General features: G+C 67.4%; 19 protein-coding genes. 3 read left to right on the top strand and 16 right to left on the bottom strand.

Annotated elements, in window-relative coordinates:
- Nucleotides 1-2 precede the first annotated feature (2 nt).
- From GCU42_RS07145 to GCU42_RS07180, 8 genes are all read right to left on the bottom strand, one after another.
- Nucleotides 3-320, bottom strand: a complete 318-nt coding sequence (locus tag GCU42_RS07145; protein WP_114227766.1) for a hypothetical protein — start codon at nt 318-320, stop codon at nt 3-5.
- Entirely contained in the window at nt 310-1,866 is a 1,557-nt protein-coding gene (locus tag GCU42_RS07150) for a type II and III secretion system protein family protein (protein WP_114226885.1), read from the bottom strand. The genes GCU42_RS07145 and GCU42_RS07150 overlap by 11 nt, the downstream gene beginning before the upstream one ends.
- Entirely contained in the window at nt 1,856-2,761 is a 906-nt protein-coding gene (gene cpaB / locus GCU42_RS07155; protein ID WP_114226886.1) for a Flp pilus assembly protein CpaB, read from the bottom strand. The genes GCU42_RS07150 and cpaB overlap by 11 nt, the downstream gene beginning before the upstream one ends.
- A gap of 85 nt (nt 2,762-2,846) precedes the next feature.
- Nucleotides 2,847-3,068, bottom strand: a complete 222-nt coding sequence (locus GCU42_RS07160) for a Flp family type IVb pilin (RefSeq protein ID WP_168713103.1) — start codon at nt 3,066-3,068, stop codon at nt 2,847-2,849.
- Between the two features lie 74 nt (nt 3,069-3,142).
- On the bottom strand, nt 3,143-3,352 hold the full coding sequence (locus tag GCU42_RS07165) for a Flp family type IVb pilin (protein ID WP_240309369.1): 210 nt from the start codon (nt 3,350-3,352) through the stop codon (nt 3,143-3,145).
- A gap of 378 nt (nt 3,353-3,730) precedes the next feature.
- Complete coding sequence (locus tag GCU42_RS07170; RefSeq protein ID WP_152569486.1) at nt 3,731-4,504, bottom strand: DUF2569 domain-containing protein; 774 nt, start codon at nt 4,502-4,504, stop codon at nt 3,731-3,733.
- Between the two features lie 121 nt (nt 4,505-4,625).
- Nucleotides 4,626-8,222, bottom strand: coding sequence for a M1 family aminopeptidase (locus GCU42_RS07175; protein ID WP_114226888.1), 3,597 nt, complete (start codon nt 8,220-8,222; stop codon nt 4,626-4,628).
- 12 nt (nt 8,223-8,234) lie between these two features.
- Complete coding sequence (locus tag GCU42_RS07180; RefSeq protein WP_114226889.1) at nt 8,235-9,110, bottom strand: ABC transporter ATP-binding protein; 876 nt, start codon at nt 9,108-9,110, stop codon at nt 8,235-8,237.
- A 150-nt stretch (nt 9,111-9,260) separates the two neighbouring features.
- Here GCU42_RS07180 and GCU42_RS07185 point away from each other — a divergent pair, with 150 nt between their 5' ends.
- Nucleotides 9,261-11,420 (top strand): penicillin acylase family protein, encoded by a 2,160-nt coding sequence (locus GCU42_RS07185; RefSeq protein WP_114227769.1) that lies wholly within the window; start codon nt 9,261-9,263, stop codon nt 11,418-11,420.
- On the opposite strand, the gene GCU42_RS07190 is transcribed toward GCU42_RS07185, so the two are convergent.
- The 8 genes from GCU42_RS07190 to GCU42_RS07225 form a co-directional block, all read right to left on the bottom strand.
- Nucleotides 11,402-12,691, bottom strand: a complete 1,290-nt coding sequence (locus tag GCU42_RS07190; protein ID WP_114226890.1) for an amidohydrolase family protein — start codon at nt 12,689-12,691, stop codon at nt 11,402-11,404. The two genes, GCU42_RS07185 and GCU42_RS07190, sit on opposite strands and share 19 nt — an antisense overlap.
- Nucleotides 12,688-13,776, bottom strand: coding sequence for an alpha/beta fold hydrolase (locus GCU42_RS07195; RefSeq protein ID WP_420496904.1), 1,089 nt, complete (start codon nt 13,774-13,776; stop codon nt 12,688-12,690). The genes GCU42_RS07190 and GCU42_RS07195 overlap by 4 nt, the downstream gene beginning before the upstream one ends.
- Before the next feature lie 99 nt (nt 13,777-13,875).
- Nucleotides 13,876-15,495: an AMP-binding protein gene (locus GCU42_RS07200; RefSeq protein ID WP_114226892.1), complete on the bottom strand. Its 1,620-nt coding sequence runs from the start codon at nt 15,493-15,495 to the stop codon at nt 13,876-13,878.
- Nucleotides 15,496-15,498: 3 nt separating this feature from the next.
- A complete protein-coding gene (locus tag GCU42_RS07205; RefSeq protein WP_240309370.1) occupies nt 15,499-16,119 on the bottom strand; it encodes a TetR/AcrR family transcriptional regulator in 621 nt (206 codons plus the stop codon).
- 20 nt (nt 16,120-16,139) lie between these two features.
- Nucleotides 16,140-17,312, bottom strand: coding sequence for an iron-containing alcohol dehydrogenase (locus tag GCU42_RS07210; protein ID WP_114226894.1), 1,173 nt, complete (start codon nt 17,310-17,312; stop codon nt 16,140-16,142).
- Between the two features lie 58 nt (nt 17,313-17,370).
- Nucleotides 17,371-18,525, bottom strand: coding sequence for a CaiB/BaiF CoA transferase family protein (locus GCU42_RS07215; RefSeq protein ID WP_114226895.1), 1,155 nt, complete (start codon nt 18,523-18,525; stop codon nt 17,371-17,373).
- A 91-nt stretch (nt 18,526-18,616) separates the two neighbouring features.
- Complete coding sequence (locus GCU42_RS07220; protein ID WP_114226896.1) at nt 18,617-19,519, bottom strand: MBL fold metallo-hydrolase; 903 nt, start codon at nt 19,517-19,519, stop codon at nt 18,617-18,619.
- A gap of 53 nt (nt 19,520-19,572) precedes the next feature.
- Entirely contained in the window at nt 19,573-21,909 is a 2,337-nt protein-coding gene (locus GCU42_RS07225; RefSeq protein WP_114226897.1) for a TonB-dependent receptor, read from the bottom strand.
- A gap of 152 nt (nt 21,910-22,061) precedes the next feature.
- Between GCU42_RS07225 and GCU42_RS07230 the strand changes: the two genes are divergently transcribed.
- Nucleotides 22,062-24,002, top strand: coding sequence for a flavin-containing monooxygenase (locus GCU42_RS07230; RefSeq protein ID WP_240309371.1), 1,941 nt, complete (start codon nt 22,062-22,064; stop codon nt 24,000-24,002).
- Nucleotides 24,003-24,015: 13 nt separating this feature from the next.
- Nucleotides 24,016-25,179, top strand: coding sequence for an alpha-hydroxy-acid oxidizing protein (locus GCU42_RS07235; RefSeq protein ID WP_240309372.1), 1,164 nt, complete (start codon nt 24,016-24,018; stop codon nt 25,177-25,179).
- The last annotated feature ends 1 nt before the right edge of the window (nt 25,180 follow it).

Consider the following 25,180-nt stretch of genomic DNA (forward strand, 5'->3'; position numbering starts at 1 on the left):
CCTCACCTCGGACCCGCGCCCGAGCCTGACCCTGAGCTCGACCCCGAGCTGCCGCCGCTCGATTGGGTGCTATCGGTCTGCGGCTCCTTGACCTTGTCGGTCCGCAACCGCTTCACCGCCGCCGCGCCCATGTCGCCCCGCGCGCCGGCCTGGACCGCGCTCGCCGGGTAAACCGGGTCGGGGTCGTTGACCTGGATCGCGGCGTTATATTTGACTGCCTCGCCGAAGTCGGCGCCGAGGTGCGGCGCCTCGGGCGAGGTGCTGCACCCCGCGAGCATCAGCGGCGCCAGCAGCAGCGCGAGCCGCGCCTTAGAGGTCATGGCCATAGTCCTTCTCGAAGCCGACCGGGCCGGCCGCCGCGGTGCCGCTGGCGCCAGCCGCTGCCGGAGCCGCCGACGCACCAGGCGGTGGCGGCGGTGGCGGCGGTGGGGCGAGGGTCGGCTGGTGACCGACATAGGGACCGCGGAACAGCGGCGAGCCGATCGGCACCCCGGTGTCGGTCCGCCCGAGCAGGAACTCGTCGGCCTCGTTGGGCGGCTTGGCGGTGTCGGTCGGCAGCTTGAGCGCCGCGGCGCGAACCGGATGCACCAGGCGCGGGGTGACGATGATCACCAGCTCGGTCTCCTCGCGCTGGAAGCCGTTGGAGCGGAACAGCGCGCCGATGATGGGGAGCGAGCCGAGCAGCGGCAATTGGCGGACCGTGCTCTGGAAATCCTGGCGGAGCAGGCCGGCCATGGCGAAGCTTTCGCCGTCGCGCAGCTCGACAGTAGTCTTGGCGCGCCGCGTCTGCAGGCCGGGGATGCGCAGGTTGTTGATCACCACCGAGGCGGTCGGGTCGATCGAGCTGACTTCCGGCGCGACGACGAGGTTGATCATCCCGTCGGCGAGCACCGTCGGGGTGAAGGCGAGGCTGACGCCGAACTGCTTATATTCGACCGTGATCGCCGGGGCATTGCCGGTCGTGCCGCCGCTGTTGCCACTGCTCTGCGCGACGGGGATCGGGAATTCGCCACCGGCGAGGAAGCTGGCGGTCTGCCCCGACAAGGCGACGAGGTTGGGCTCAGCGAGCGTGGTCAGCGAGCCGTTGCGCTCAAGCGCATCGAGGGTGGCGTCGAAGGTCCCGCCGAGGATCTTGAAGGTCCGCGAGAGGATGCCGAAGCTGTCGACGATCGCGCCGAGACCGTAGGTTCTCAGACCGGTGGAATCGGTGGTCAGGCTGGCGCCGCCGCCGATCACGCCCTGGAAGCCGTGGCTGCCGCCGCCCTGGACGCCGAGACCGACGCCGATCTGCTTGAGCGCCGAGCGCTTCACCTCGGAGAAGCGGACCTCGAGCATCACCTGCTGCGACGAGCCCAGCGAGAGCATGTTGACGACCTTGCCGGGGGCGTAGGTCTCGGCGAGCTGGACGGCCTTGTCGGCGGCGTCGGCGCTGGCGACGGTGCCGTCGAGCACGATCGCATCGTTGCTCAGCCGCGCGCCGACCCGGTCGCCGGGCATCAGCTCGGACAGTTGGCGGCGCAGGCCGATCACGTCGGGCCCGACCGCGACGTCGATCACCGCAATCAGCGCGTTGTTGCGGCCGTAGAGCGTGAGGCTGGTGGTGCCGGTCTTCTTGCCGAGCACGTAGAGCGACTGGCTGGAGAGCGGGAGGACATCGGCGATCTCGGGATTGCCGATCAGCGCGCGGACGTAGGGCCTGTCCGAGCGGATCACCTGGCTCTTGTTGACCGGCACCGCGAGCTCACCGGCGCGGACGCCGTCGGACACGGTGATGCCGGCCACCTGCGCGGCTGCGCCCTGCGGCGTCGCCGCCAGCGCGAGCGCCAGCGCCAGCGCGCTGGCGACCTTGAAGCGATTATCCCCCATAGGTCCCCACCTGATAAGTGTTCTGGGTCGTCCCCCTGACGACCTCCACGCTCGTTCCGCTGGGTTGCAGCGCCGCCGGCGCCGCGCGCCGCACCGGCGCGGCAGCACGGCGGACGACCGGCGCCGCGCTGCGCGGCGCGCTTGCCGCCACGGCGGCCGGACGCCAGCCCGGGCCGTGGGTGATGCCGTAGCGCAAGTCGTTGAGGCTGACGGTCTGGATCGCGGTCATGTCCTGGTCGGCGCCAGGCTTGCGAAGCACCAAACCGAGCGTCCCCGCCTCCTGCGCCAGCGCCAGTTTCTGCGCCTCGAGCGGATCGACCTCGAGCGTCGCGGTGCGCGCGACGTTGGGCTTGCCGTCGGGATTGTTGGCCTGCTGGTCGGTTGCCAGCACGCGCACGTTCTGCAGCAGCACGTCGGTCGCTTGCTGCGCGCTGTTGGCGATGTTGCGGGTGATCAGCACATCGACCGTGTCGTTGGGCTGGACGAAGCCGGCGACCCCGGAGACGTCGTTGATGCGCACCGACACCGCGCGCTTGCCGTCGGCCAGGAGGGCCGCGATCGACGCGCCCTGCCCCTTGCCGGTGATCTTGTCCGCGAGAATGGGTTCGTTGATTGCCATTGGACGCAGCGCGACGCGCTTGGCGCCCGGCGTCAGCAGATCGGCGTTCTGGCTGAAGCTGCCGACCGGAACCGCATTGGCGGGGAAGTCGACGAACTTGACCTTGTCGGGAGTGAGCTCGCTGCCGTAGTTTAGCGGCACCGCGGCAACCGCCACGCGGGTCATCACCTGCTCGTTCTTGCGCTGGGTCGCGGTCAGGAAACTGTTCGCGAGATAGACCGCGATCAGCCCGATGAAGATGGCCGCCCCAAGTGCAATCAGTGATTGCTGCCGCATCCGCTTATCCCCCGCTCAAACGACATCGCTCAGATCGTTGAGGGTTCGCCGGCGCCTAGCGACCGGCGAACCCCTGACGATCGGCTCAGCTCGCTGCGGCGGTGGTCGCGCAGGCCGCAGTCGCCGACGAGCCGACGGCGGGCGGGTTGTCGATGCAGTTCGTCGCCCGGCCCATCGCGCCGGCGATCGAGTTGCCCAGCGTCACCGCGGCGACGGCGATGCCGGTGCCGACGATGGCGAGGATGAGTGCATATTCGGCGGCCGAGGCCCCGGCCTCATCCTTCATCATTTTCACGAACGTGTTCATGGCGAGTTCCTCTTGTTCCGAGTGAAACCGACCGCCGCCCTCACGCCAGGAGGGCGGCGTGGTGGCAACTTGCCTTAGGACGCGGCGGCCGTGCCGCAGGTCGTTGCGCCGACCGCGGGCGGATTGTTGATGCAGGTGGTGGCGCGGCCCATCGCGCCGGCGATCGAGTTACCGAGCGTCACCGCGGCGACGGCGATGCCGGTGCCGACGATGGCGAGGATGAGCGCATATTCGGCGGCCGAGGCGCCGGCCTCGTCCTTCATCATGGTCAGGAAGGTGTGCATGTTGACTGTCCCCAGATTTCAGCCTGGGCCGCCCACCCCGGACGCCCAGCTGAAGCTGCCAGGCAGCTTCGGGGACCTGTTCTCGCCAGCACATCAGCGGGACAGTGTTGAACGCACTCCCTTACTGCTCAGCTGTGGACAAGTTGAATTATGGTTAACTCCGAGTCAACTATTTCTGTTAACCAGTTCAACGACTTAGAGCAGATAGAACCACTCTGGTATGGTCTTGATTCAAAACGGAAATCTGTCCGCGATAGACAGTTAACGGATCGCCGTTTTCCCGCTCTGGGGCAGTCGCTGCGGCACCCTTGCCACACTAATATCCCGATAAATTCAAGGTTTTGGCCCGGCCAGCGACTCCGTGCGGCCCGAGTCGCGTCAGTTCGGGAGGCGGTGCCGGAAGGTAATGTTCACGCGCTTGGACAATAATAGATAGGGCGTCCACAAGGCGACGCTGATCAGCACCTTCGTCACATTGCCGTTGAGCAAGCCGTAGAGCGAGGTCGCGACGTCGGCGGGAAGGTCGCTGCTGTGGCCGACCAGCTGCGCGGTCAGTACCTGCATCCCGATGTCGGCGATCCACACTAGCGCGAGCAGGCGCGGGAAGAGCGGCGAGCGCTGCAGCGCGGCGACGAAGACGATGGCGTAGAGACTCGGCAGCAAGACGACGTCGAGGCTGAGCATGGAGCGGAGGACGAACAGCCAGTTGGGCACCGGGCCGCCGAAGGCGGGCACCGCCGCCAGATATTCGGCGGCGCGCATCGGGATGTTGAGGAGCAGGCCGACCAGCAGCGAGACCATGATCCCGCCGCTGCCGTAGAGCGGCTGCTGGCGCGCCTGCTGCAGCGTCACCCGCCGCCAGTTGCCGACCGACACGAGCGCGAAGTCCTGGCGCGGTTCCCGATCGGCCTCGCCGAACCAGCGCCGGGCGAGCAGCATCGACGCCGCCGGCGCGAGGACCATCAACAGATAAGGAAGCAGGCTGGGCAGCGCTGAGCCGGTGAGCGGCATGCTGGTCAGGAGGCGGGCGGCGACGCCGACGCCGGAGAGGAGGAGCCAGAAGGCGAGGATCCGGCCGAGCCGGGTTTCAAGGGTGATCAGCAAAGCGGCGGAACGCGCCTCGAAGCGTCGAGATAGCCTGGACCAGATCATGCGCGCTCGGTCGCCTTCCTTGCCGTCCGCCCTCCTTGCTCGACTTCTGCTTACCGAACCGTAAACCTTGTCGCGGCCGTGGGTTCCATGACCTGGCCTTTGGGCGCCCGTCCGCCGCCGGCTAGGAGGCGGTAACCTCCTTCACATTGTCGTCCGAATTGCGGTCGATGTAGGTGTTGTACGGGTCGACCCCGGCGAAGGTCGGCTTGGCCGGCGTGTCGATCGTCACCCGCTGCGTTCCCGAGTGGATCGGCCACGGCTTGATGACGAGGACGTTCGCCGGGGCGAAGGCGCCGAGCCCCGGCCGCGCGGTGAACAGGCCGACCGTGATTGGCTCGGCCAGCGGGGTCCGCGTCTCCTCGCCCTTGCCGTCGGCATAGTCCTTGGCGGCGGCGATCGTCAGCGTGGTCCGCCAGCCGCCGGCGATTTTGACCGTCTTCGCGTCGGTCACCTTGAGATCGTAAAGCGTGATCCGGCTGAACAGGTCGTCGATCAGCTTGAGGTCGGCGGGTGAGCGCGCTTCCTTGCGGAATTCGGCGATCAGATCGAGCGAGCGCGGGTAAGGCGCGCCCTTGAAACGGAAGCTGGCGAGGAAGCGCGAGAGCGCGCGGTTGACGGCCGCTTCGCCCAGCCTCTCTTGCAGCAGATACATCGCCACCGCGCCCTTGCGGTAGTGGATGTAGCCCTGGTTCTCGACCCGCTCGAGCGGGACTTCCTCGACCACCTCGCCCTTACGGTTGGAGAGGTAGTTGTCGAGTTCGTACTTGAGGAAGCGGCGGATCTTGTCGGGTCCGTAGAGCCGCTTCATCACCATCAGCGCCGAATATTGGGCGAGCGTCTCGGTCGTCATGGTGGCGCCCTGCATGTCGGCGCCGGTTTCCTGGTGGGCCCAGTACTGGTGCGCCATCTCGTGCGCGACGACGTAGCTGGTGAAGTCGATCTTGGTCGGATCGCTGGTGTTGGCGTTGAAGCCGATCGTCTCCGAGTAAGGCATCGTTCCGGCAAAAGCCTGGGCGAAGCTCTGGTAGCCGGGGAATTCGATGATCCGGGCATAGTCGAACTGGTACGGCCCGAATTGCGAGCGGTAATAGTCGAGTGCCTGCCCCATCGCGTTCAGCATTCGCGCGACATTCTTGTCGTGGCCCGGATGGTAATAGACCTCGAGGTTGATGCCGTTGTGACGCTCCCGCGCGACGGCATAGTCGGCCGACTGGATCGAGAAGAAATTTTGGATTGGCGCTGTGGTGACAAAGCGCGCGGTGCGGCGGCCGTTGGCGACGGTGTCGGAGACGCGCGAGCCCGGCGCGACCGGCACCTGGTCGGCGGCGGTGCTGAAGCTGATATCCGAGGTGACCCAGTCGGTCCCGATATAGTTGCGGCCGGTCGCCGAGAGGTCCTCGAGCTTGGCCGGGCGAAGCTCGGGCGGCAGACCCTGGCGGCGGCGCTTGGCGCGGTCGGTGAGCAGGCCCTGGCGTCCCATGCCGATGATCGGCGCGACGTCGAAATTGTTCACGAAGGTGCCGTTCTCGATCACGTCGGTCGCCGGCGTCGCTGCGCGGAAGCCACGCCGCCAGATCTGCGTCTGGAAGTCGAGGGTGGTGGTCGCGCCGGGCGCCAGCGGGGTCGCGAAACGATAGATGCGGTAGGCGAAGCGCGGATCGTTGGAGACGAGCTCGGCCCCCGCCAGCTTGAGCTGCTGGACGTCGAGGTCGCGATCGCCGAAGCGGATGTGGACCTGGGCCAACGGTCGTCCGGTCTTGTTGACGAGATCGTAGCGGCCGCGGACCAGCAGCCGCCGCTCGTTCGGATAGAGCGCGACCGCCATCTGCACATGGGTCACGATCGGCTGGGGCAGACGTTCGTACTTGAGATACTTGCGCTCGAAGGCGGCGCTTTCGGCCTCGACGTCGTCGGAAGTCTGGTAGCGGTTGAGCTGCTTGATGTTGTGATAGGCGTAGACGCCGGTGCCGGCCATCAGGACCGCCGCCACCGCGGCGATCGACAGCGGCATCCGCGCCGATGGGCGCCTGAGCCGGGCCAGCCGCACCTTGAGACCGATGTCGGTGCCGCGCGGCCAGAGGATGTGGGCGAAAGCGACGAGGAGGAGCGCGAACAGCAGCCAATAGAATTGGAAGACCGCCGCGCCCTTCCAGAAGCTGCCGGCGCCGACGAAGTCGCTGAGCGGGACCGACGGACTCTGGCCGTAATTATAGAGCGGGTTGCCGTAGCCCATGTTCGACAGGAAGATGCCGCCGACGAACCAGACGAACAGCACGCCCCAGCCGACATATTTGTTGGGGCTGAGCACCTGGACGACCACCGCGAGGATGGCGATCAGCAGCCCGTCGATCGCGGCCGGGATGATGAACCAGCCGAGGTAGGCGGCAAGGCCGAAGTCGTGGCTGCCTTCGACCAATTGGTAGAACATGCCGGTCGCCATCGCCGCGAGATTGACCACCAGCAGCACGACGAAGATCGCGAGCACCTTGGGGATGGTCATCACCCAGCTCGGCACCGCGGTGGAATCGATCAGCTCGTTGAGCTTGCGGTCGCGCTCGCGCCAGACGAGCTCGCCGCCATAAAAAGCAGCGATCATCAGCAGCACGATCGCAAAGCCGTTGCGGACGTTGCCGATCACGCCGGCGAGGGTCGGATATTCGCTGGTGCCGTAGGTCGAGCGCCCGAGCCACAGCGCGGCGGCGGTCTGAACCACTGCGAACAGCGCGAGCACGAGCAGGCCGGGACTGGTCAGCACCTGGCGGACCTCGATGCGGAGCCGGCTGACGAATTGCACGGCGCGCGAGGGCACGAGGTCGCGCGCGACGATCGCGCTGCCGCCGTCATCCGGGATCACCGCTGCCGCCGCTACCTCTCGCGCTTTCCGCCGCGCAAGCTTGCGCAGCCGGCGCTTTGAGGGAGCGCGCTCGGTCATCGAGAAGCGCCACACGGTGATGCCGAGGAAGACGAGCCCGAGGGCGATCGCCCACGCCCGGTTGAAGGCGATGTTCCCCGAGAGGTCGAGCAGCCGGCTGTTGAGCTCGCTCTGGGTCCAATAGCGCTGCGCCTGCGACAGCGCGCCGATACCGATCGGCTCGAACTTCGCGAAGGTCTCGCGATATTCGATCTTCTGGCCGACGACGTTGACGGTCACCAGATAGCCCATCACCAGCAGCACAGCGCCGATGTAGGCGGCGAGCATTGAGCGCAGGTTGGTCGCCAGCGCGAACAGCAGCGCGCTGATGAGGAAGATGTTCGGGATGCCGAACAGCACGAAATTCCACGCGTAATAGGACAGGCGCTGCGGCCCGACCGTCTCGGGATCGACCCACGGCATGGTCGAGCCGACCGCCATGCCCAGCGGCAAGGCGAGGTAGCCGAGCCAGGCGATAATCAGTCCGCCAATGAAGCGGCCGAGCACGATCTGGGTCCGCGTGACGGGGGTCGCGCGGATGATCGGCGCGAAGCCGCTGGCATCGTCGCGGACGATCGCATTGGCGACGAAGGCAGTGACGACGAAGATGTAGAACAGGCTCAGGATCGCGGTCGCGGTGGCGATCGCCGAGGGCGCATTCTCGTGCACCCCGCCGGGCGTGCCGAGGCGGACATTCTCGCTCGCCGTGATGCCGAAGCCGATCAGGAAGAACAAAGCGATCGCCACCCAGAACACCGGGTTCTTGAGCTGGTAGCGGACTTCGAAGCGGAGGATCCCCCAAGTCATTTTTGCGCTTCCTCAAGCCGCTCGGCGGAGCGTGGAGAGCGTCGAGAAATAGACGTCCTCCAGCCCGCCCTCGACCGGCTCGAAGCCGTCGGGCTGTTTGTCCGCCAGCACGTGGATAATCGTGTTGCCGGCGAACAAGCGGGTCGAGATGACTTCGTGGGTGGCCTGATTGAAGGCGACTTCGGCCGGCTTGACCACCTTCTTCCACACCTTGCCACGGGTCGAGGCGATCAGGTCGGCGGGCGGGCCCTCGAGCTGGACGCGGCCGTCGGCGAGCACCGCCATGCGCGGGCAGAGGTCGGCGACGTCGTCGACGATGTGGGTGGAGAGGATGATGACGACCTTGTCGCCGATCCCGGCGAGTAGGTTGAGGAAGCGGTTGCGCTCCTCGGGGTCGAGGCCGGCGGTCGGCTCGTCAACGATGATGAGTTCGGGATTGCCGATCAGCGCCTGGGCGATGCCGAAGCGCTGGCGCATGCCGCCCGAGAAGCCGGCGATGGCCTTGTCGCGGACGGCCCACAGATTGGTCTGGTTGAGCAGGGTCTCGACCACCGCCTTGCGCTCACCCTTGCCGGTGATGCCCTTGAGCACCGCCATCTGGTCGAGCATCGCGTAGGCCGACACCCGCGGGTAGACGCCGAAGTCCTGCGGCAGATAGCCGAGCGTGCGGCGCAGCCGCTCGGGCTCGGCGAGGACATCGATGTCGCCGAAGCGGATCTGACCCTCGGTCGGCGCCTGCAGGCTGGCGATGGTCCGCATCAGGGTCGACTTACCCGCGCCATTGGGGCCGAGCAGCCCGTACATCCCGCGTGGAATCGACAGGTTCACGTCGTCGAGCGCCCGGGTTCCGTTGGCGTAGACGTGGCTCAGACCAGTGATTTCGAGCATTCACCCCACCTGCTGCAAAAGCTGACGGCGCGAGACTGCCCGATTTTCGCGGCCGCGCCACTGCCGTTCGACGGTCCGACGAACGAAATGGCGAACGGGCGAGCGGCGGGAAGCCTTGCGCCGGGCGGAACGACCGCGCAGCATCGGCTGATGCCCACCCTCCCCCGCCCCGCCGCCTTGCTGTTGCTCTTGCTGACCGCGGCGGCGTCGCCGGGCGAGGTCCGGCAGTGGCGCAGCGAAGCGGCCCGCGTGTCGATCGTCCGCGACGACTGGGGCATCGCGCACATCCACGGCAAAAGCGACGCCGACGCGGTGTTCGGCATGATCTACGCGCAGGCCGAGGACGATTTCCCGCGGATCGAAGCCAACTATCTGACCGCGCTCGGGCGCACCGCCGAGGCCGAGGGCGAGGGTGCGATCTGGCAGGATCTGCGCGCGCGGCTGTATGTCAGCGAGCCCGAGCTCAAGGCGCATTATGCCGCCAGCCCGGCGTGGCTCAAGCGGCTGATGGATGCCTGGGCGGATGGGCTCAATTTCTACCTTGCCACCCACCCCCAGGTGAAGCCGCGCGTGCTCACCCGCTTCGAGCCGTGGATGGCGCTGAGCTTCACCGAAGGCAGCATCGGCGGCGATATCGAGCGCATCGACTTGAAGGCGCTCGCCGCTTTCTACGGCGGCCCGGCGATCCGGGTCGCGGCGCGGGCGCCCGACACCGAGCCGCGCGGCTCGAACGGGATCGCCATCGCGCCGAAGCTGACCAGCGACGGCGGCACGCTGCTGCTGATCAATCCCCACACCAGCTTCTATTTCCGCGCCGAGCAGCAGGTCTCGAGCGACGAGGGCCTCGATGCCTATGGCGCGGCGACCTGGGGGCAGTTCTTCATCTACCAAGGGTGGAACCGTCACGCCGGGTGGATGCACACGTCGAGCGGCGTCGATAACGTCGACCAGTTCGCCTACCGGATCAAGCGCGGGCCGGGTGGCCCCTGCTATGTCTACGGCACCGCCTGCCGACCGCTCGGCAAGCGCGCGATCACGCTACGTTATCGCACTGCCGACGGCCGCCTTGCCACGCGCCAGTTCACCGCGCTTATGACCCACCGCGGTCCGATCGTGCGCGAATTGGACGGGCGCTATGTCGCCTTCGCGATGATGGATCGCCCGGTCGCGGCACTGCAGCAGAGCTTCCTGCGCACCAGGGCGACCGACCTCGCGAGCTTCATGCAGGTAGCGCAACTGCGCGCCAACAGCAGCAACAATACTGTGTTCGCCGACGACAAGGGCGAGATCGCATTACTCGCGCCACAGTTCATGCCGGTGCGCGATTCCAAGGTCGACTACACCAGCGACCGGATCGACGGGAGCGACCCCGCGACCGACTGGCGCGGGCTGCATGCGGTCGCGGCGCTGCCCAACACGCTCAACCCGCGTGGCGGCTGGGTCTTCAATTCGAACGACTGGCTCTATTCGGCGGCGGGGCCGGATTCGCTCAAGCCTGCGAACTATCCGCCCTACCTCGACACGGCCGGGGAGAGTTACAGGACGATCCACGCGACGCGGCTGCTGTCGGCGCCGGGACGGTGGAGTCTCGATCGGCTGCAGGCGGCTGCCTATGACAGCGCGCAGCCGTCGTTCGAGGTGCTGGTGCCGCTGCTCGTCAGCGCCTGGCAAGCGCTTCCCGCAGGTGCACAGCGCTCACGATTGGCCGAACCGGTGGCCGCGCTCGCGGCGTGGGACAAGCGGTGGGGAACGGGCCCGATCCCGAACACGGTCGCGCAATATTGGGGTGACGAATTGACCAAGGCGGCGGTTGCGCGGACGTGGGGCGATCATCGCAACTTCTTCCGCCACCTCGAGGCGTTGCCGCCGGCGGACAAGTTGGCAGCGCTCGAACGCGGGCTGGCTCGACTCCAGCGTGACTTCGGCGGCTGGCGCGTGCCGTGGGGCGAGGTCAATCGCTTCCAGCGCATCTCGAGCGCGATCGACTCACCGTTCGACGACCAGGCGCCGAGCATCCCGGTCGGCTTCACCTCGAACAAGTGGGGCTCGCTCGCTTCGTTCGGCGCGGCGCCGAAGAGCACGAAGCGGTGGTACGGCACCAACGGCAACAGCTTCGTCGCGGTGGTCGAGTTCACGCCACAGGGTCCGCGCGCGCGCGCCGTGTCGGCCGGCGGCGAGAGCGGGCAGCCGGGATCGCCGCATTTCGCCGACCAGGCCGCGCGCTATGCCGCCGGTGCGCTGCGTCCGGTCTATTTCACCCCGGCCGACCTCGCGGCCCACGTCGAGCGGCGCTACCGCCCGGGCGACTGACCCGCGCCCTCGACCACCCGGCCGTCCTTGATCACCAGCCGGACCCGGCGCGTCGCGAGGATGTCCGTGGTCGGGTCCCCGCCCAGCCCGACGAGGTCGGCGCGCAGGCCCGGCGCGATGCGCCCGCGATCCGCGAGGTGGAAGGCGCGTGCATTGCCCGACGTGACGGCGGTCATCGCCTCGGCGGGCGCCATGCCACTGGCGACCATCAGCTCGAGCTCGCGCGCATTCTCGCCGTGGGGAAACACCCCGACGTCGCCGCCCGCGCAGAGGCTGACGCCTGACTTGCGCGCGGCGCGGAAGGACGCACGGCTGAGCGCGACGCCAGCCGGCGCAGGCTCGGCCCCGTTCCATCCGGCGTAGCGCGCGACCGCATCGGCGGCGGCAAGCGTCGGGCACAGCGTCATCCCATGCTGCTTCATGCTGGCGAAGATTTCGGGCGTGCCGCCATAGCCATGCTCGATCGTGTCCGCGCCCGCGGCGATCGCCCGCCGCATCCCTTCGGGCGTGACAGTGTGGACCGCGACCAGCCGGCCGGCGTCGTGCGCCGCCGCCACCGCCGCGCTCATCTCGGCAAGCGAGAGGGTCGGCCGGCTCTCCTCGCCGCCACGCCAGCGATAGTCGCCGTAGAGCTTCACGACATCGGCGCCCGCGGCGATCTGGCTGCGCACCGCGCTGACGATCTCCTCGACCCCGCTCACTTCCTCGGCGCCTTGCGGGATGGCGACACCCGGTTCGAAGCCCTTGGGACCGTAGGCGCCGCGGGCGACGATCGCGCGGGTGGCGACGATGAGGTGCGGGCCCGGAACGATGCCCTGGTCGATCGCCTGGCGCAGCCCGACGTCGGCATAGCCAGCGCCCTCGGTGCCGAGGTCGCGCTCGGTGGTGAAGCCGGCCATCAGCGTCGCGCGCGCGCTCACCACCGCCCGCGCCGTGCGCAGCGCGAGCGGCTCGTTGAGGACCTGCGCGTCCCACTTTGCTTCATTGTAAGGATGAAGGAAGAGGTGGCCGTGCCCCTCGATCATTCCCGGAATGAGCGTGGCGCCGCGGAGGTCGATCACCTTGGCGTCAGCCGGCGCCGCGAGCCCCGGGCCGACCGCTTCGATCCGGTCGCCCCGGACCAGCACTTGCCAGCCCGGATGGACCGCGGCGTTGACGCCGTCGAACACGGCGGCTGGGCGGAGCAGCAGCGCCGGCGGCTCGGCGGCGTGGGCGAGCGCTGCGCTGCCGCCGGCGCACAACAGCGCCAGCGCCTTGAAGACGACCCTCATTGCGAGCGCGCCAGCAGTTCGACCAGATCCTGCTTCCAGAACTTGGCCCAGGTGTGGGTGCCGTGGCCGTGCGTGTCGGGCGTCTCGGCGATCAGGCGGAAGCGCGCCGCGGGCATCCGCTTCATCGCCTCGGCGGGAAAAGGCAGGTTGCGCGGGTTGATGAAATCGTCGGCCGAATTGATCCACGTCACCGGCACGCGGATGCGCTCAAGCGCGGGCCACGGATTGTAGGTCCGCGACGAATCGAGTTGGTAGATGAGGTCGTTGGCGTCGAGCGATGACATGGCGGTGGCGACCCGCTGCTCGGCGAAGGCGCTGGCGGTCGCCCGGGTCGGATATTGCGCCTGATAGAAAAGTGGCGCTGCGCCGGCGACGAACAGGAGGTTCTCGGCCGAGCGCAGCCCGGCCAGCGGCGGCGCGGTGTAGTCGCCGTTGCGCCAGGCGGGGTCGGCTTCGATGCCGTTGATCGCCAGCTGCCGCCACATGCGGTTGAGGCCGGCGATCTCGACCGGCTCACAGGCGAGCGGCATCAGCGCACTGGCGAAAGTCGGGTAGGTTTCGCCCCAGACGAAGCTGTGCATGCAGCCCATCGAGGTGCCCATGATCAGCCGCAGGTGGGTGACCCCGAGCCCCTCGGTCAGCAGCCGGTGCTGCGCCGCGACCATGTCGGCATAGTCATATTTGGGAAAGCGCATCCGGAGGCCGTCCGACGGCTTCGACGAGCCGCCGTGGCCGAGATTGTCGGGCAAGATGATGAAGTAGCGGCGGATGTCGAGCGGCTGACCCGGCCCGTACAGCTCGCTCGCGAACTGCGGCACGAGGAATTGCTTGCCCGTTCCGCCCGTGCCGTGGAGCACCATCACCGCATTGTCGATCTGCCCGGCCGCATCGCGATGCGGCTGGCCGAGCGTCGTCACGTGCATCCGCACCTGCGGCAGCATTTCGCCGCTCTGGAAGCGGAAATCCTTGAGGACGACGTCCTGCTCATGGGTCGGCCAGGACGGCGCGGCTGCAACCGTAGTGGGGCGGGCGGCGGGAGGCGGCGTCAGGCCTTGTAGCAACGCGGCGGCAAGCAGTCCCAGCACGATTTTCCCTCCCGGCATCGGGTGACGATGACGAAGGTTGTAGCCAACCCACACGCCTTTGCGAGCCGCAATGTGGTCGGCGCGCCCGCCGCGCTCAGCTCAGCGCAGCGCTTCGCGCTTCAGCCGGATGCCGGCGCGTTCGCGATCCCAGGTGTCGGCGGTGACCGCTTCCTTGCGCAGATCGGCCTTGAGGACTTTCGCCGAGGGAGTCTTGGGCAGTTCGTCCAGGATCCGGAAATAGCGCGGGACCATGAAGTAGCTCATGCGCTCGGCGAGGAAGGCCGCGAGCTCGGCGAGGTCGATCGTCTGGCCGGGGACGGGCGCGACGATCACCATGACCTCGTCTTCGCTATATTCGCTCGGCACGCCGATCGCAGCCGCCTCGCGCACTGCGGGGAAGGCGCAGACCTCGACCTCGACCTCGAAGGAGGAGATGTTCTCGCCGCGGCGGCGGATCGCGTCCTTGACCCGATCGACGAAGAAGAAGTTGCCCTCGGCATCGCGGCGGAAGGCGTCGCCGGTATGGAACCAGCCGTTGCGCCATGCCTCGGCGGTGGCCTCGGGATTGTTGTTGTAGCCGCTGTTGAGCCCCCACGGCCGATCGCTGCGCACCAGCATCTCGCCGATCTCGCCGACCGCGACCTCGCAATCGTTGGCGTCGACGAGCCGGACCTCGACGCCCGGCCGCACCTTGCCGCAGGTGCCGCGTTCGCTCGGATTGGCGACCGACACACAGGGCGAGGCGATCTCGGTCATGTTGAAGATGGTGTAGATGTCGATGCCGAACCGTTCCGTGAAGGCCGGCGCCTGGTCGGTGAAGGGGACCATGAAGGCGAGCTTGACGCCATGCTCGCGGTCGCTTGGCCGGGGCGGCTGCTTCATCAGGAAGGTGGCCATCACGCCGAGCAGGAAGACGACGGTGGAGCCCGTCTGCTGCACCGTCTCCCAGAAGCGCTCGGTCGAGAAATTCTCGACGATGGCGACCGACGCGCCGCGCGCCAGCATGACGAACGGCGGTCCCATCCCGCCGATGTGAAACAAGGGCGCGACGGTCAGGTAGCGATCGTCCTCACCCACCATCGGCCAGCTCTCCGGCCCGGCGTTGGAGAACATGTGCAGGTAGGAGGAGAGCACGCCCTTGGAGGGGCCGGTGGTCCCCGACGTGTAGATGATCGACTGCAAGTCCCACGGCTGGATCGGCTCGCCCAGTGGTTCGAGCTGTTCTTCCGCGCCGTCGAGGTCTTCGAAGCGGCTGACGGGGAGCGGCGCTTCGCCGTCAATGTCGGGACCGACCAGGACGATGTGCTCGAGCGCGGCCAGGTCGACCTCGCCGAGGCGGGCGACGAGGCCGGCGTGGGCCACCAGTATCTTCGCATCGCTATTGCGGATGACGTGCGCCAGCAGATTGCCGCGATAGGCGGTGTTGAAGGGCACGAAGACCGCGCCGATGTAGTTGGCCGCGTAGAAGGTGAGCAGGCCTTCGCGGCCGTTGGGGAGCCAGACCGCTAGCCGCTCGCCGCGTTTGACGCCGAGCCGCTGCAGCCCGACCGCCTTGGCGATCACCCGCCGGCGGACTTCGGCGAACGACCATTCTTCGCCATCCTCGAAGACGACGTGAGTCTTGTAGGGGCGCTCGGCCGCGTGGCGGTCGAGGAGGTAGCGCAACACGCACTCGTCGCGATTGGGGATCCTCGGATCGGCGAAGTCGCGGGCGGTCATGGGTCAGTCGATCCCGATGAGGCGCAAGCAGGCCTGGACCGCCTGGCCGATGACGAATTCCGGTGTGCGGCGACTGCCCGGGCGGTAGAAATTGGGGATCCAGCTCAGGATCGCCCCCATCCACACCGACATGGTCGCCGCGTCGGTGAGCGACACCTGTCCCGAGCGCTGGCAATCCTCGACCAGGCGGGCGACGCGCAGGTCGAATTCATGGCGAAGGCGCATGATCCGCTGCGCGTCCGAGCGCTCGAGGTTCATCATCTCGCGCTGGTAGACGACGATATAGTCGCTCCGCTCGATGATGATCCGCGCCACTTCCTCCAAGGCGGCACGCAGCCGCTCGACCGGGGTGCCCGGCACGTCGGCCACCGCGTCGAGCGCGCCGAGCGATTCGGTGACGCCCATGGCGCAGACCGCGGCGAGGACCTCGCCCTTGTTCTTGAAGTAGGTGTAGATGAACGGCTTGGTGACGTGCAGCTTGTCGGCGACCATTTCGAGGGTCGCGGCCTCATAGCCCTTCTCGAAGAACAGCGCGCTCGCCTCCTCGAGGATGCGCGCCTTCTTGAAAGCGATCACCTCGGGCCGGATCTGCCGTCGGCCGCCGTCCTTGGGAACCGCCTTCACGCTACTCGCCACCATCGTGCCTATGCCGCCATCCTGAGGATCTGGAGAATGTCGTCCGCCGAAGTAACCGCTCGCGGACCCGTTCGACCCCAAATATCGAGCAGCGTATACTCGGCCACCTGTTGGAAGCGATCTTCGCCGACGCCGACTTCCGCCAGCGTCCGCGGCATGCCGAGACCACGGATGAACTTGTCGAGCGCCTCCGCCGCCGGCACCCCGGGCTGGCCGAGGCAGTCGCTGATCCGCGCCTGGCGCGAGGCATCGTCCTCGGCGTTCCAGGCGAGGACGTATGGGGCCATGACGCACGAGCAATAGCCGTGGGGCACGTCGCAGGTGCCGCCGAGGATGTGCCCGATCGCGTGGCTCGGTCCCATCGGCACCCCGCCGATGATGCTGATCATCGATTGCCAGGCGCCGATCTGGCATTTGAGGCGGCCTTCCATGTCGTTGGCGTCGGCCTTCACCCGCGGCAGGCCCTCGGCGAGCAAGCGCAGCGCGCTGTCGGCAAGGCCGTTGGCGAAGTCGTTCGACTTGTCCGAGCCGAGCGTCTCGACCGCATGGTCGACCGAGCGGACCCCGGTCGACAGCCACAGCCACTCGGGCGTGTGACGGGTGAGCTGGGGGTCGAGGACGACCATCACCGGGGCCATCAGGCGATGCTCATAGCCCTGCTTGTGGGCGGTCGCTTCGTCGGTCGAGCCCGACAGCGCATTGAACTCCCCGCCCGACAGGGTGGTCGGCACGCAGATGACGCGGATGTCGGGACCTTGCGTCACCGGGTTGATCACCTGTCCGTCGTCGGTGACGTAGACGCGCAGCGGCTCGAACGAGGCGATGTCCTGGATGCCGTGCTTCATCAGCAAGGTGACGATCTTGCCGGCGTCGGTCACCGACCCCCCACCGACCGTGACGACTAGATCGGCGTCGGCCGCGCGCGCCGCGTTGGTGGCGGCGAGGACGTCGGTGCGCGGGGCGTGCGGATGGATGCCATCGAAGGTCGCGGCATGACGATCGCCGAGCGCGCGCTCGATCGCGGCGATCTCGTCGGTCTTGTGGCGGAGCGTCGATCCGGCGAGAATGAAGACCCTCTTGGCATCCTGTCGCTCCGCCTGCTCGCGGATGGCCTCGGCCGCCGGACGCCCGATGCTCACCCGCTCGGTCGCCGTGAAGGTCATTTCGGTACCCACTTGCATCACTCGCCTCCTCGACACGAATAAAATTCGATGCGGCCCGCGGCCGCAAGCGTTTCGATCATTCCGCCCGCAGCAGCCCCTCGTCCCGCAGCGGCCGCCACTGGTCGTCGGTCATTCCCCATTGACGCAGGGCGGCGGCACCGCCCTGCCCGGCGCTGCCCGGCGTCGAGCGGCGCTCGGCCGGCGTTCGCGAGAAACGCGGCGCGGCGGAGGGTTCGCCATCGACATAGAGGCGCCGCGCGGCATTGGCCGGATTCGCCTCGGCTTCTTCGAGCGACAGCACGGGCGAGACGCAGGCGTCGATGCCGGCGAAGTGCGTCACCCACTCGTCGCGCGTGCGAGTGCGAAAGCGTTCGGCAAGCAGTGCCGAGCGCGCGTCCCACTGCGCCGGTTCGAGGCGATCGCCGAATTCCTCCGGCTCGAGGCCGAGGGCGCTCAGGAGCGCGTCGTGAAACTGCTGTTCGAGCGCGCCGACCGCGATGAACTTGGCATCGGCGGTTGCGTAGCAGCGATAGAAATAGGCGCTGCCGTCGAGCAGATTGTGACCGCGCCGATCGTGCCACACCCCCGCCGCCTGCCAGCCCGCGATCTGGGCAAACAGCAGCGCCGAGCCGTCGAGCATCGCCGCGTCGATGACTTGACCTCGGCCGCTCGAGGCCCGCTCGACCAGCGCGGCGAGGATGCCGGAGAAGACGAGCATTCCGCCGCCGCCGAAATCCGCCACCAGATTGAGCGGCGGCACGGGCGGCGCACCCGCCGGCCCGATGGCATGGAGCGCGCCGCTCATCGCCAGATAGTTGATGTCGTGGCCGGCCAAAGTGGCGAGCTCGCCCTCCTGGCCCCAGCCCGACATGCGGGCATAGATGAGTTTCGGATTGGCGGCGCAGACGGTCGTGGGGCCGAAGCCGAGCCGCTCCATCACGCCGGGCCGGTAGCCTTCGAGCAAGATGTCGGCCTTGGTGAGCAGTTCGTTGGCGAAGGCGGCGCCGGCCGGTTGCTTGAGGTCGAGTTCGATCGAGGGGCGGCTCCGGTTGAGGACCTGGAAATCGGCCGCGCCGAGATAGGGCGGGGCGCCGGCGCGCTCGATGCGGAGGACCTCGGCGCCATAGTCGGCCAGCATCATCCCCGCGAACGGCGTCGGGCCCAAGCCGGCGAATTCGACGACACGAATCCCGCTGAGCGGTCCGCCGCGACTGGCCAGCGCCAGGCTCATGCCGTCGGCCAGCTCACGTCGAGGCGCTGGAGCCCGCGGATCGGGAGTCTTTGCCGGGCGGTTGCGACGAGATCGACGGGGTTTGTGGCCATCAGGCGACGTCCCGCACGTAGAGCGGCCGGAAAGACGACCCCTCGCGGGCGACCCGCACGAGATGCTCGCCGCCGAAGTGCGCGGGAACGAGCAGCGCGCCACTGTTGGCGACTTGCTCCAGCGTCTGGCGGCGCGAGGCGATGGCCTGCTCGGGGTCCTCGCAGAAGCGGCTGTTCCAGTCGGGCCGGTGGACCTGCATCGGGTGATGAAGAATGTCGCCGACGAAGAAGGCCGTCTGGTCGGGCGTCCGCACTTCCATCGCCATCTGGCCCGGCGTGTGCCCCGGTCGGCTGTGCAAGGTCAGGCCCTCGGCGACTTCGAAGCCATCGTCGGCCCATATGGCGCGCGAGGCGTCGATGATCGGCTGGACGCTGTCCTCGAACACGCCGGCATTCACATATTGTCCCTGCTCGGTCGGGCGCTGCCCTTCGCCCTGTGGGTCCCAATAATCGCGGTCGGCGGTTGGCAGGACGTAGCGCGCGTTGCGGAAGGTCGGTTCCCAGCGGTCGTCGACCAGCGTCGTATTCCAGCCGACATGGTCGATGTGGAGGTGCGAGCAGACGACGGTGTCGATGTCGCCCGGTTCATAGCCGGCGGCGCGAAGGCGCGCGAGGAAGTCAGTCTCGAGATTGCCAAAGATGGGAATGCCCGGCCGATCCTTGTCGTTGCCCGCGCCGGTATCGAACAGGATCCGCTCGCGGCCGGTGTCGAGCACCCAGCTCTGCAGGACGCCGAAGATGCGGCCTTCGTCGGGCAGATAGAAGTCGGGCACGAACTCGGGCTCGCGGCGTCGCCACTCCTCCTCTTCGTAGCCGGCGAAGAGGAAGTCGGCGCTCGAAAAGCCGCCGCTCCACTCCTCGACCCGCGACACCTTGATCTTGCCGATGTGGAACTGGTCCATGCTGCACTCGAGAGTGCCGGAGCCGCCAACCCCGGCTCTCCTCCTTTTCGACGCTAGAACTTCGTGCCCAGGGTGACGCCATAGGTGCGCGGGGGCATCAGCGAGCCGACCCGGACGTAAGCGAAGGTCGCCGCGGCCACGATGTTGTTGGCGATCACATATTTGTTGCCGATGTTCTTGACCCAGCCGCGGATGCTGAAGCGATCGCCGGGGCTGGAGTAAGTCAGGCCGGCGTTGAACATGGCGAAGCCCTTCTGCTGGGCGTCGTAATTGTTGAACTCGGTGAAGTAGACCTTGCTCTGGTAGGAGACGTCGGCGTCGGCGACGAGTTTGCTGCGGCCGAGCGGGATCGTGTAGTCGAACCCCGCGCCGAAGCTCAGCGTGGGCGCATTGGGCAGTCGCTTGCCGCTCAGGTCGACGAGGCCCGGCTGATTGGGACAGGGCGCATAGCTGATGCCCGGCCGGGCGACGGCGGCGCCGTAATAGCCATTGCAGAAGTCGGTGAAGCGGGCGTTCAGGTAGCTGCCGTAGGCGTTGACAGAGAGCTGGTCGCTGACCTTGCCCTGCAGCTCGAGCTCGGCGCCGTAGTTGCGCGCCGACGCCGCGTTGATCGTCTCAACTATGCTCTGCGCGTTGACGAAGCCGACCTGCAGATCCTTATAGTCGTAGTAGAAGACGGCGCCGCTGAGCAGGATGCGGCGGTCGAACAGTTTGCGCTTGAACCCCGCCTCATAGTTCCAGACATATTCGGGGTTGATGACGTCGTTCTGGCTGCCGACGTTGATGACGCCGGATTTGAAGCCGCGGGTGATGGTGCCGTAGACGAGGGTGTCGGCATCGGGCTCCCACTCGACCAGCAGTTTGGGCGTGACGGCGCGCCAGCCCTTCTTCTTGTCGGTGGGGACGTTCACGCCGATCGCATCGAAGCGGAAGAAGCCGGCCCCGGCGCGTTTCTCGTAGTTGTAGCGGGCACCGGCGGTGATCTTGACCGTCGGCGTGACCTGCAGGCTGCCTTGGAGGAAGGCGCCATAGGCCGAGGTCCGGACCGTTCCCTGCTGCAGGTAGAAGCCATTGTCGAAGGTATTCGCCGGCAGTCCGAACAGCACGCCGAGGTTGATCGTCGGCACCTTCACTTCGCCGTAGAGGCGCTCGTGGAAGTACATCAGGCCGCCGAGCAGGGTGAGGTTGCCGGCGTTGTAGGTGCCGGTCACTTCCTGACTGAAGGACTTGCTGTCCTCGGTGTAGTCGTTGCGCCCGTACATCCAGACGTTGCTGACATCGAGGTCGTCGCGGTTGAAGCGATGGAACTTGCGCCAGGCGGTGGTCGACTTGAGCGACAGCTTGCCCAGGTTGAAGTCGACGATTCCCGTCAGTCCGGTGCCGTTGCGGCGATTGAGCGGCTCTTCGTCGGAATAGATGTTCCGGAAGTTCGGCTGCTGGTTGAGGGCGTTGTAGTAATCGAAGATCGAGCGGCCGCCGATCAGGACGTGCGGCAGCTGGTTGTCCGGCACGATGGTCGGGCCGAAATAATGGAAGGCGTAGTTGGAGTCCTTTTCGTGGCTGTGATCGGCGATCACCGTCACCTTGACCGCGCTCGACAGCCGGCTGACCAGCACCCCGCGGACGGAATAGGCGTTGCGATTGTCGATGTCGTTGCCGGTGAACAGGTTGGTCCCGTAGCCGTCGCGCTTCTCATATTTGCCGGCGAGGCGGATCATCAGCTTGTCGCCCGCAACCGGGCCGCTGACCGCGCCTTCGAGGATGCGGTTGTTGTAATTGCCGAGCGTGATCCGGGCATAGCCTTCGGGGGTCAGCGTCGGCTTCTTGACGACGAGGTTGAAGGCACCGGCGGTGGCGCCGCGCCCGTAGATGGTGCCCTGCGGCCCGCGCAGCACTTCGATTTGCTCGAGGTCATAGAAGCCGCTCAGCTGCGCCGACGGCCGGGCGATCATCGCGCCATCCTGGAGGAAGGCGACCGCGCCGTCGGCGCCAAGATCGATGCTAGTGAGGCCGATGCCGCGGACGAAGGTGCGGTTGACGCCGAACTGGTCGCCGATCGAGACGCTCGGCACGACCGTCTGGAGATCGCCGATGTTCTGGATGCCGCCGGGCGTGATCTGGTCGGCGGTGATGGCGCTGATCGCCGCGGGGGTCTTGGCGAGGGAGAGCGACTGCTTGGTCGCGGTGACGACGATCTCGCCTGCGCTGCCGTCCCCGGCTTCGGTTGCCGGCGTGGCAGGACCGGTGCTCGGCTTGGGCGGCGTGGCCTCGGCCGGATCGGTCGGCGCGGTGGTGGTCCCGTCGGTCGGCTGGACCTGCGCGAAGGCAGGGACGGCAAGCGTTACACCGGCAAACCAAGCCGCAGTCCGAAGCAGATGATGCGTTGTCATGAGCCCTCCTCGCCCGCCCGCCGGGCACCTCCTACCGACAAGTATGTTCACAGAATTGCGAGTAGGGCAAGTGGCAGATTTTCACCTCGGTCTGGACGGCAGCGGCGGTTTCATATACTCGTCAGTAGGTGTTTAAGAATGCAGGGGTTTCCGTGACCGCTCTCGAGACCAAGACCGTCGACCGCGAGCGCCTCGCCAGCGGGATCGCCCAGGCAAACATCCCGTCGCTGCTGATGGTGCTGGTGCAATTGACCGGCGACTCGACGTGGCTTGAAGCTCCGTTTGCGCCGCACCGCGCGGGCGGGCTCGACGACAATGACAGCGGCGGCCTGCCGGAGGATATCCAGCAGCAGATCCGCGAGGCGGCGCGCGACGCCATCTTCGCCTTCCTCGACGGCGAGGCGGAGGTCGATCCGGCGCCCGACGATGCTCGCCTGGCGCAAATGCTCAGTGTGGCGATGGGCGAGCCCGTCCCTCCCGAATACGGAGAAATTGTCTCCTTCAACCTCGGCATCCGCCAAGCCGATCCGCAGCTACCCGGGGACCGCAAGCTCAAGGCGATTGTCATCGGTGGCGGGATTTCGGGCCTGTGCGCGGCGGTCAATCTCGAGCGCGCGGGGATCGACTGGGAGATTCTCGAGAAGAATGACGATGTCGGCGGGACGTGGTTCGAGAATCGCTATCCCGGCTGCGGCGTGGACACGCCCAACCTCACCTACACTTTCTCCTTCGCGGAGTGGGACTGGGCGCATTACTTTCCGCTCCAGACCGAGATTCGGCGCTACCTTTCGGCCGTCGCCGACCGCTTCCGCATCCGCGAACGCACCCGCTTCCGCACCCGCGTCAAAGAGGCGCGCTGGAACGAGGCCGAGCGGACCTGGGCGGTCACCGCGATCGACGCCGACGGCCAGCCAGTCGTACTCAAGGCGGACGTGGTCCTGAGTGCGGTCGGCGTCCTCAACGTTCCTCAGAAGCCCGCGATTCCCGGCCTCGAGACCTTCCCCGGCCCGGTCGTCCATACGGCGGAGTGGACCGACGATCTCGACGTCACCGGCAAGCGCTTGGCGGTGGTCGGCAACGGCGCTTCAGCCATGCAGCTCGTTCCCGAGATCGCGCCGCGGGTCGGAGCGCTGACGGTCTTCGCGCGCTCCAAGCAGTGGGCGGCCCCCTTCCCGCAATTCCGCAAGGAGATTCCGGCCGACGTCCGTTACTTGATGAGCCAAGTGCCGCTCTACCGGCAGTGGTACGAACAGCGCCTGACCTGGACCTTCAACGACCGCGTCCACGGCACCTTGTTCAAGGACCCCGACTGGCCCGAGCCGGCGCGCGCGCTCAATGCCGTTAACGACGGTCACCGCCGCTTTTTCACCCAATATGTGGTCGACCAGCTCGGCGACCGCCAGGACCTCTTGGGCAAGGTGCTTCCCGACTTTCCGCCCTTCGCCAAGCGGATGCTGCTCGACAATGGCTGGTACCGCACGCTCCGCCGCGACAATGTCCAGCTGATCGACCAGCGCCTCGCCCGGGTCGAGGGCAACCGGCTGATCGCCAGCGATGGCGAGACGGCGGAGGCGGACGTTCTCGTCCTCGCCACTGGCTTTCGCGCGTCCGAAGTGCTGGGATCCTACGACGTCATCGGGCGCGGCGGCGAGCGGCTGCGTGACGTGTGGGAGGTCGACAATGCATCGGCCTATCTGGGCACCGCGGTCCCCGGCTTTCCCAACTTCTTCATCCTCCTGGGGCCCAATGTCGGCTCGGGCCACGGCGGCAGCATGATCCGCTCGATCGAGAACCAGATGCATTATATCTTGGAGGCCTTGAAGCTCCTCGCTGGTTCGGGCGCCAAGACGATCGAAGTCCGCCAGCAAGTCTATGACGACTATCGCGCGAAGATCGACGCGGCGCACGAACGGATGGTGTGGACCCACCAGGGGGCCGACAATTGGTATCGCAACTCGCGCGGGCGGATCGTGGCGATCACGCCGTGGCGCAACGACGATTTCTGGCGCATGACCCGGACCGCCGACGCCAAGGACTATGTGCTCCAGGGTGCGGCGGACCGCGTGGCCGGGGAGCCCGCGGCGGCGAAGTAGCAAAGGGCCTGTCATGCACTACGGCGACCTTCAGACGAGCATCTACCTGGCTGGCCTCGAGGGGAAATTGCCCAATTTTCCGACCGACTTCGCCTCGCTCCGCCGCGCGGCCGAAGCCGCGATGCCGCCGTCGGTGCTCAATTATGTCCAGGGCGGCTGCGGCGACGAATGGACGCAGGACGTCAACGCCGCCGCCTTCCGCCATTGGGGCATGGTGCCGCGGATGCTGGTCGACACCACCCGCCGCGACCTCTCGATCGAGCTGTTCGGTGAGCGGCTGCCGAGCCCGCTGTTCATGGCGCCCATCGGCGTCAACGGCATCTGCACCGCCGATGGTCACGGCGACCTGGCTGCCGCCGAGGCTGCGGCCGCGACGGGTGTCCCCTTCTGCCTGTCGACGCTCGGCAACGATCCGATTGAGCGCGTCGCCGCGGCGACCGGCGAGACGCCCTGCTTCTTCCAGCTCTACACGCCCAAGGACGAGGAGCTGGCGCAGAGTCTGGTCGGCCGCGCCGAAGCCGCGGGCGCCAAAGCTCTGGTGGTGACGCTTGACACGTGGGTGACGGGCTGGCGGCCGCGCGACCTCAACACGGCGAGCTTCCCCCAGCTGCGCGGCGCGGTGCTCGAAAACTATTTTTCCGATCCCGTCTTCCGGTCGCGGCTGGCGAAACCGCCGGAAGAAGATCGCAAGGCGGCCATCGGCCACTGGGCGCAGACCTTCGGTAAAGTGCTGACCTGGCAGGACCTGCCTTGGCTCAAGAGCCTCTCGAAGATGCCACTGGTGCTCAAAGGCATCTGCCACCCCGACGATGCGCGCCGCGCGATCGATGGCGGTGCGGACGCCATCTACGTTTCCAACCACGGCGGTCGGCAGGCCAATGGCGGGATCGCGGCGATCGACCTCTTGCCCGCGATCGTGGCGGCGGCCGGCTCGACCCCGGTCCTGTTCGACAGCGGGGTTCGCTCAGGGACCGACGTCATCAAGGCCGTTGCGTTGGGCGCGACCGCGGTCGGGGTCGGTCGACCCTATGCCTATGGCCTCGCGGTCGGCGGCGCCGAGGGCGCGGCGCATGTGCTCCGCTGCATCCTCGCCGAGGCCGACTTGCTGATGGCCGTCAACGGCTATCCGACGCTGGCCGAGGTCCGCGCGGCCGGGGCCGTCCGCTCGGCGGCTTAGA

Source organism: Sphingomonas ginsengisoli An et al. 2013 (assembly GCF_009363895.1).
Taxonomy (GTDB): domain Bacteria; phylum Pseudomonadota; class Alphaproteobacteria; order Sphingomonadales; family Sphingomonadaceae; genus Sphingomicrobium; species Sphingomicrobium ginsengisoli.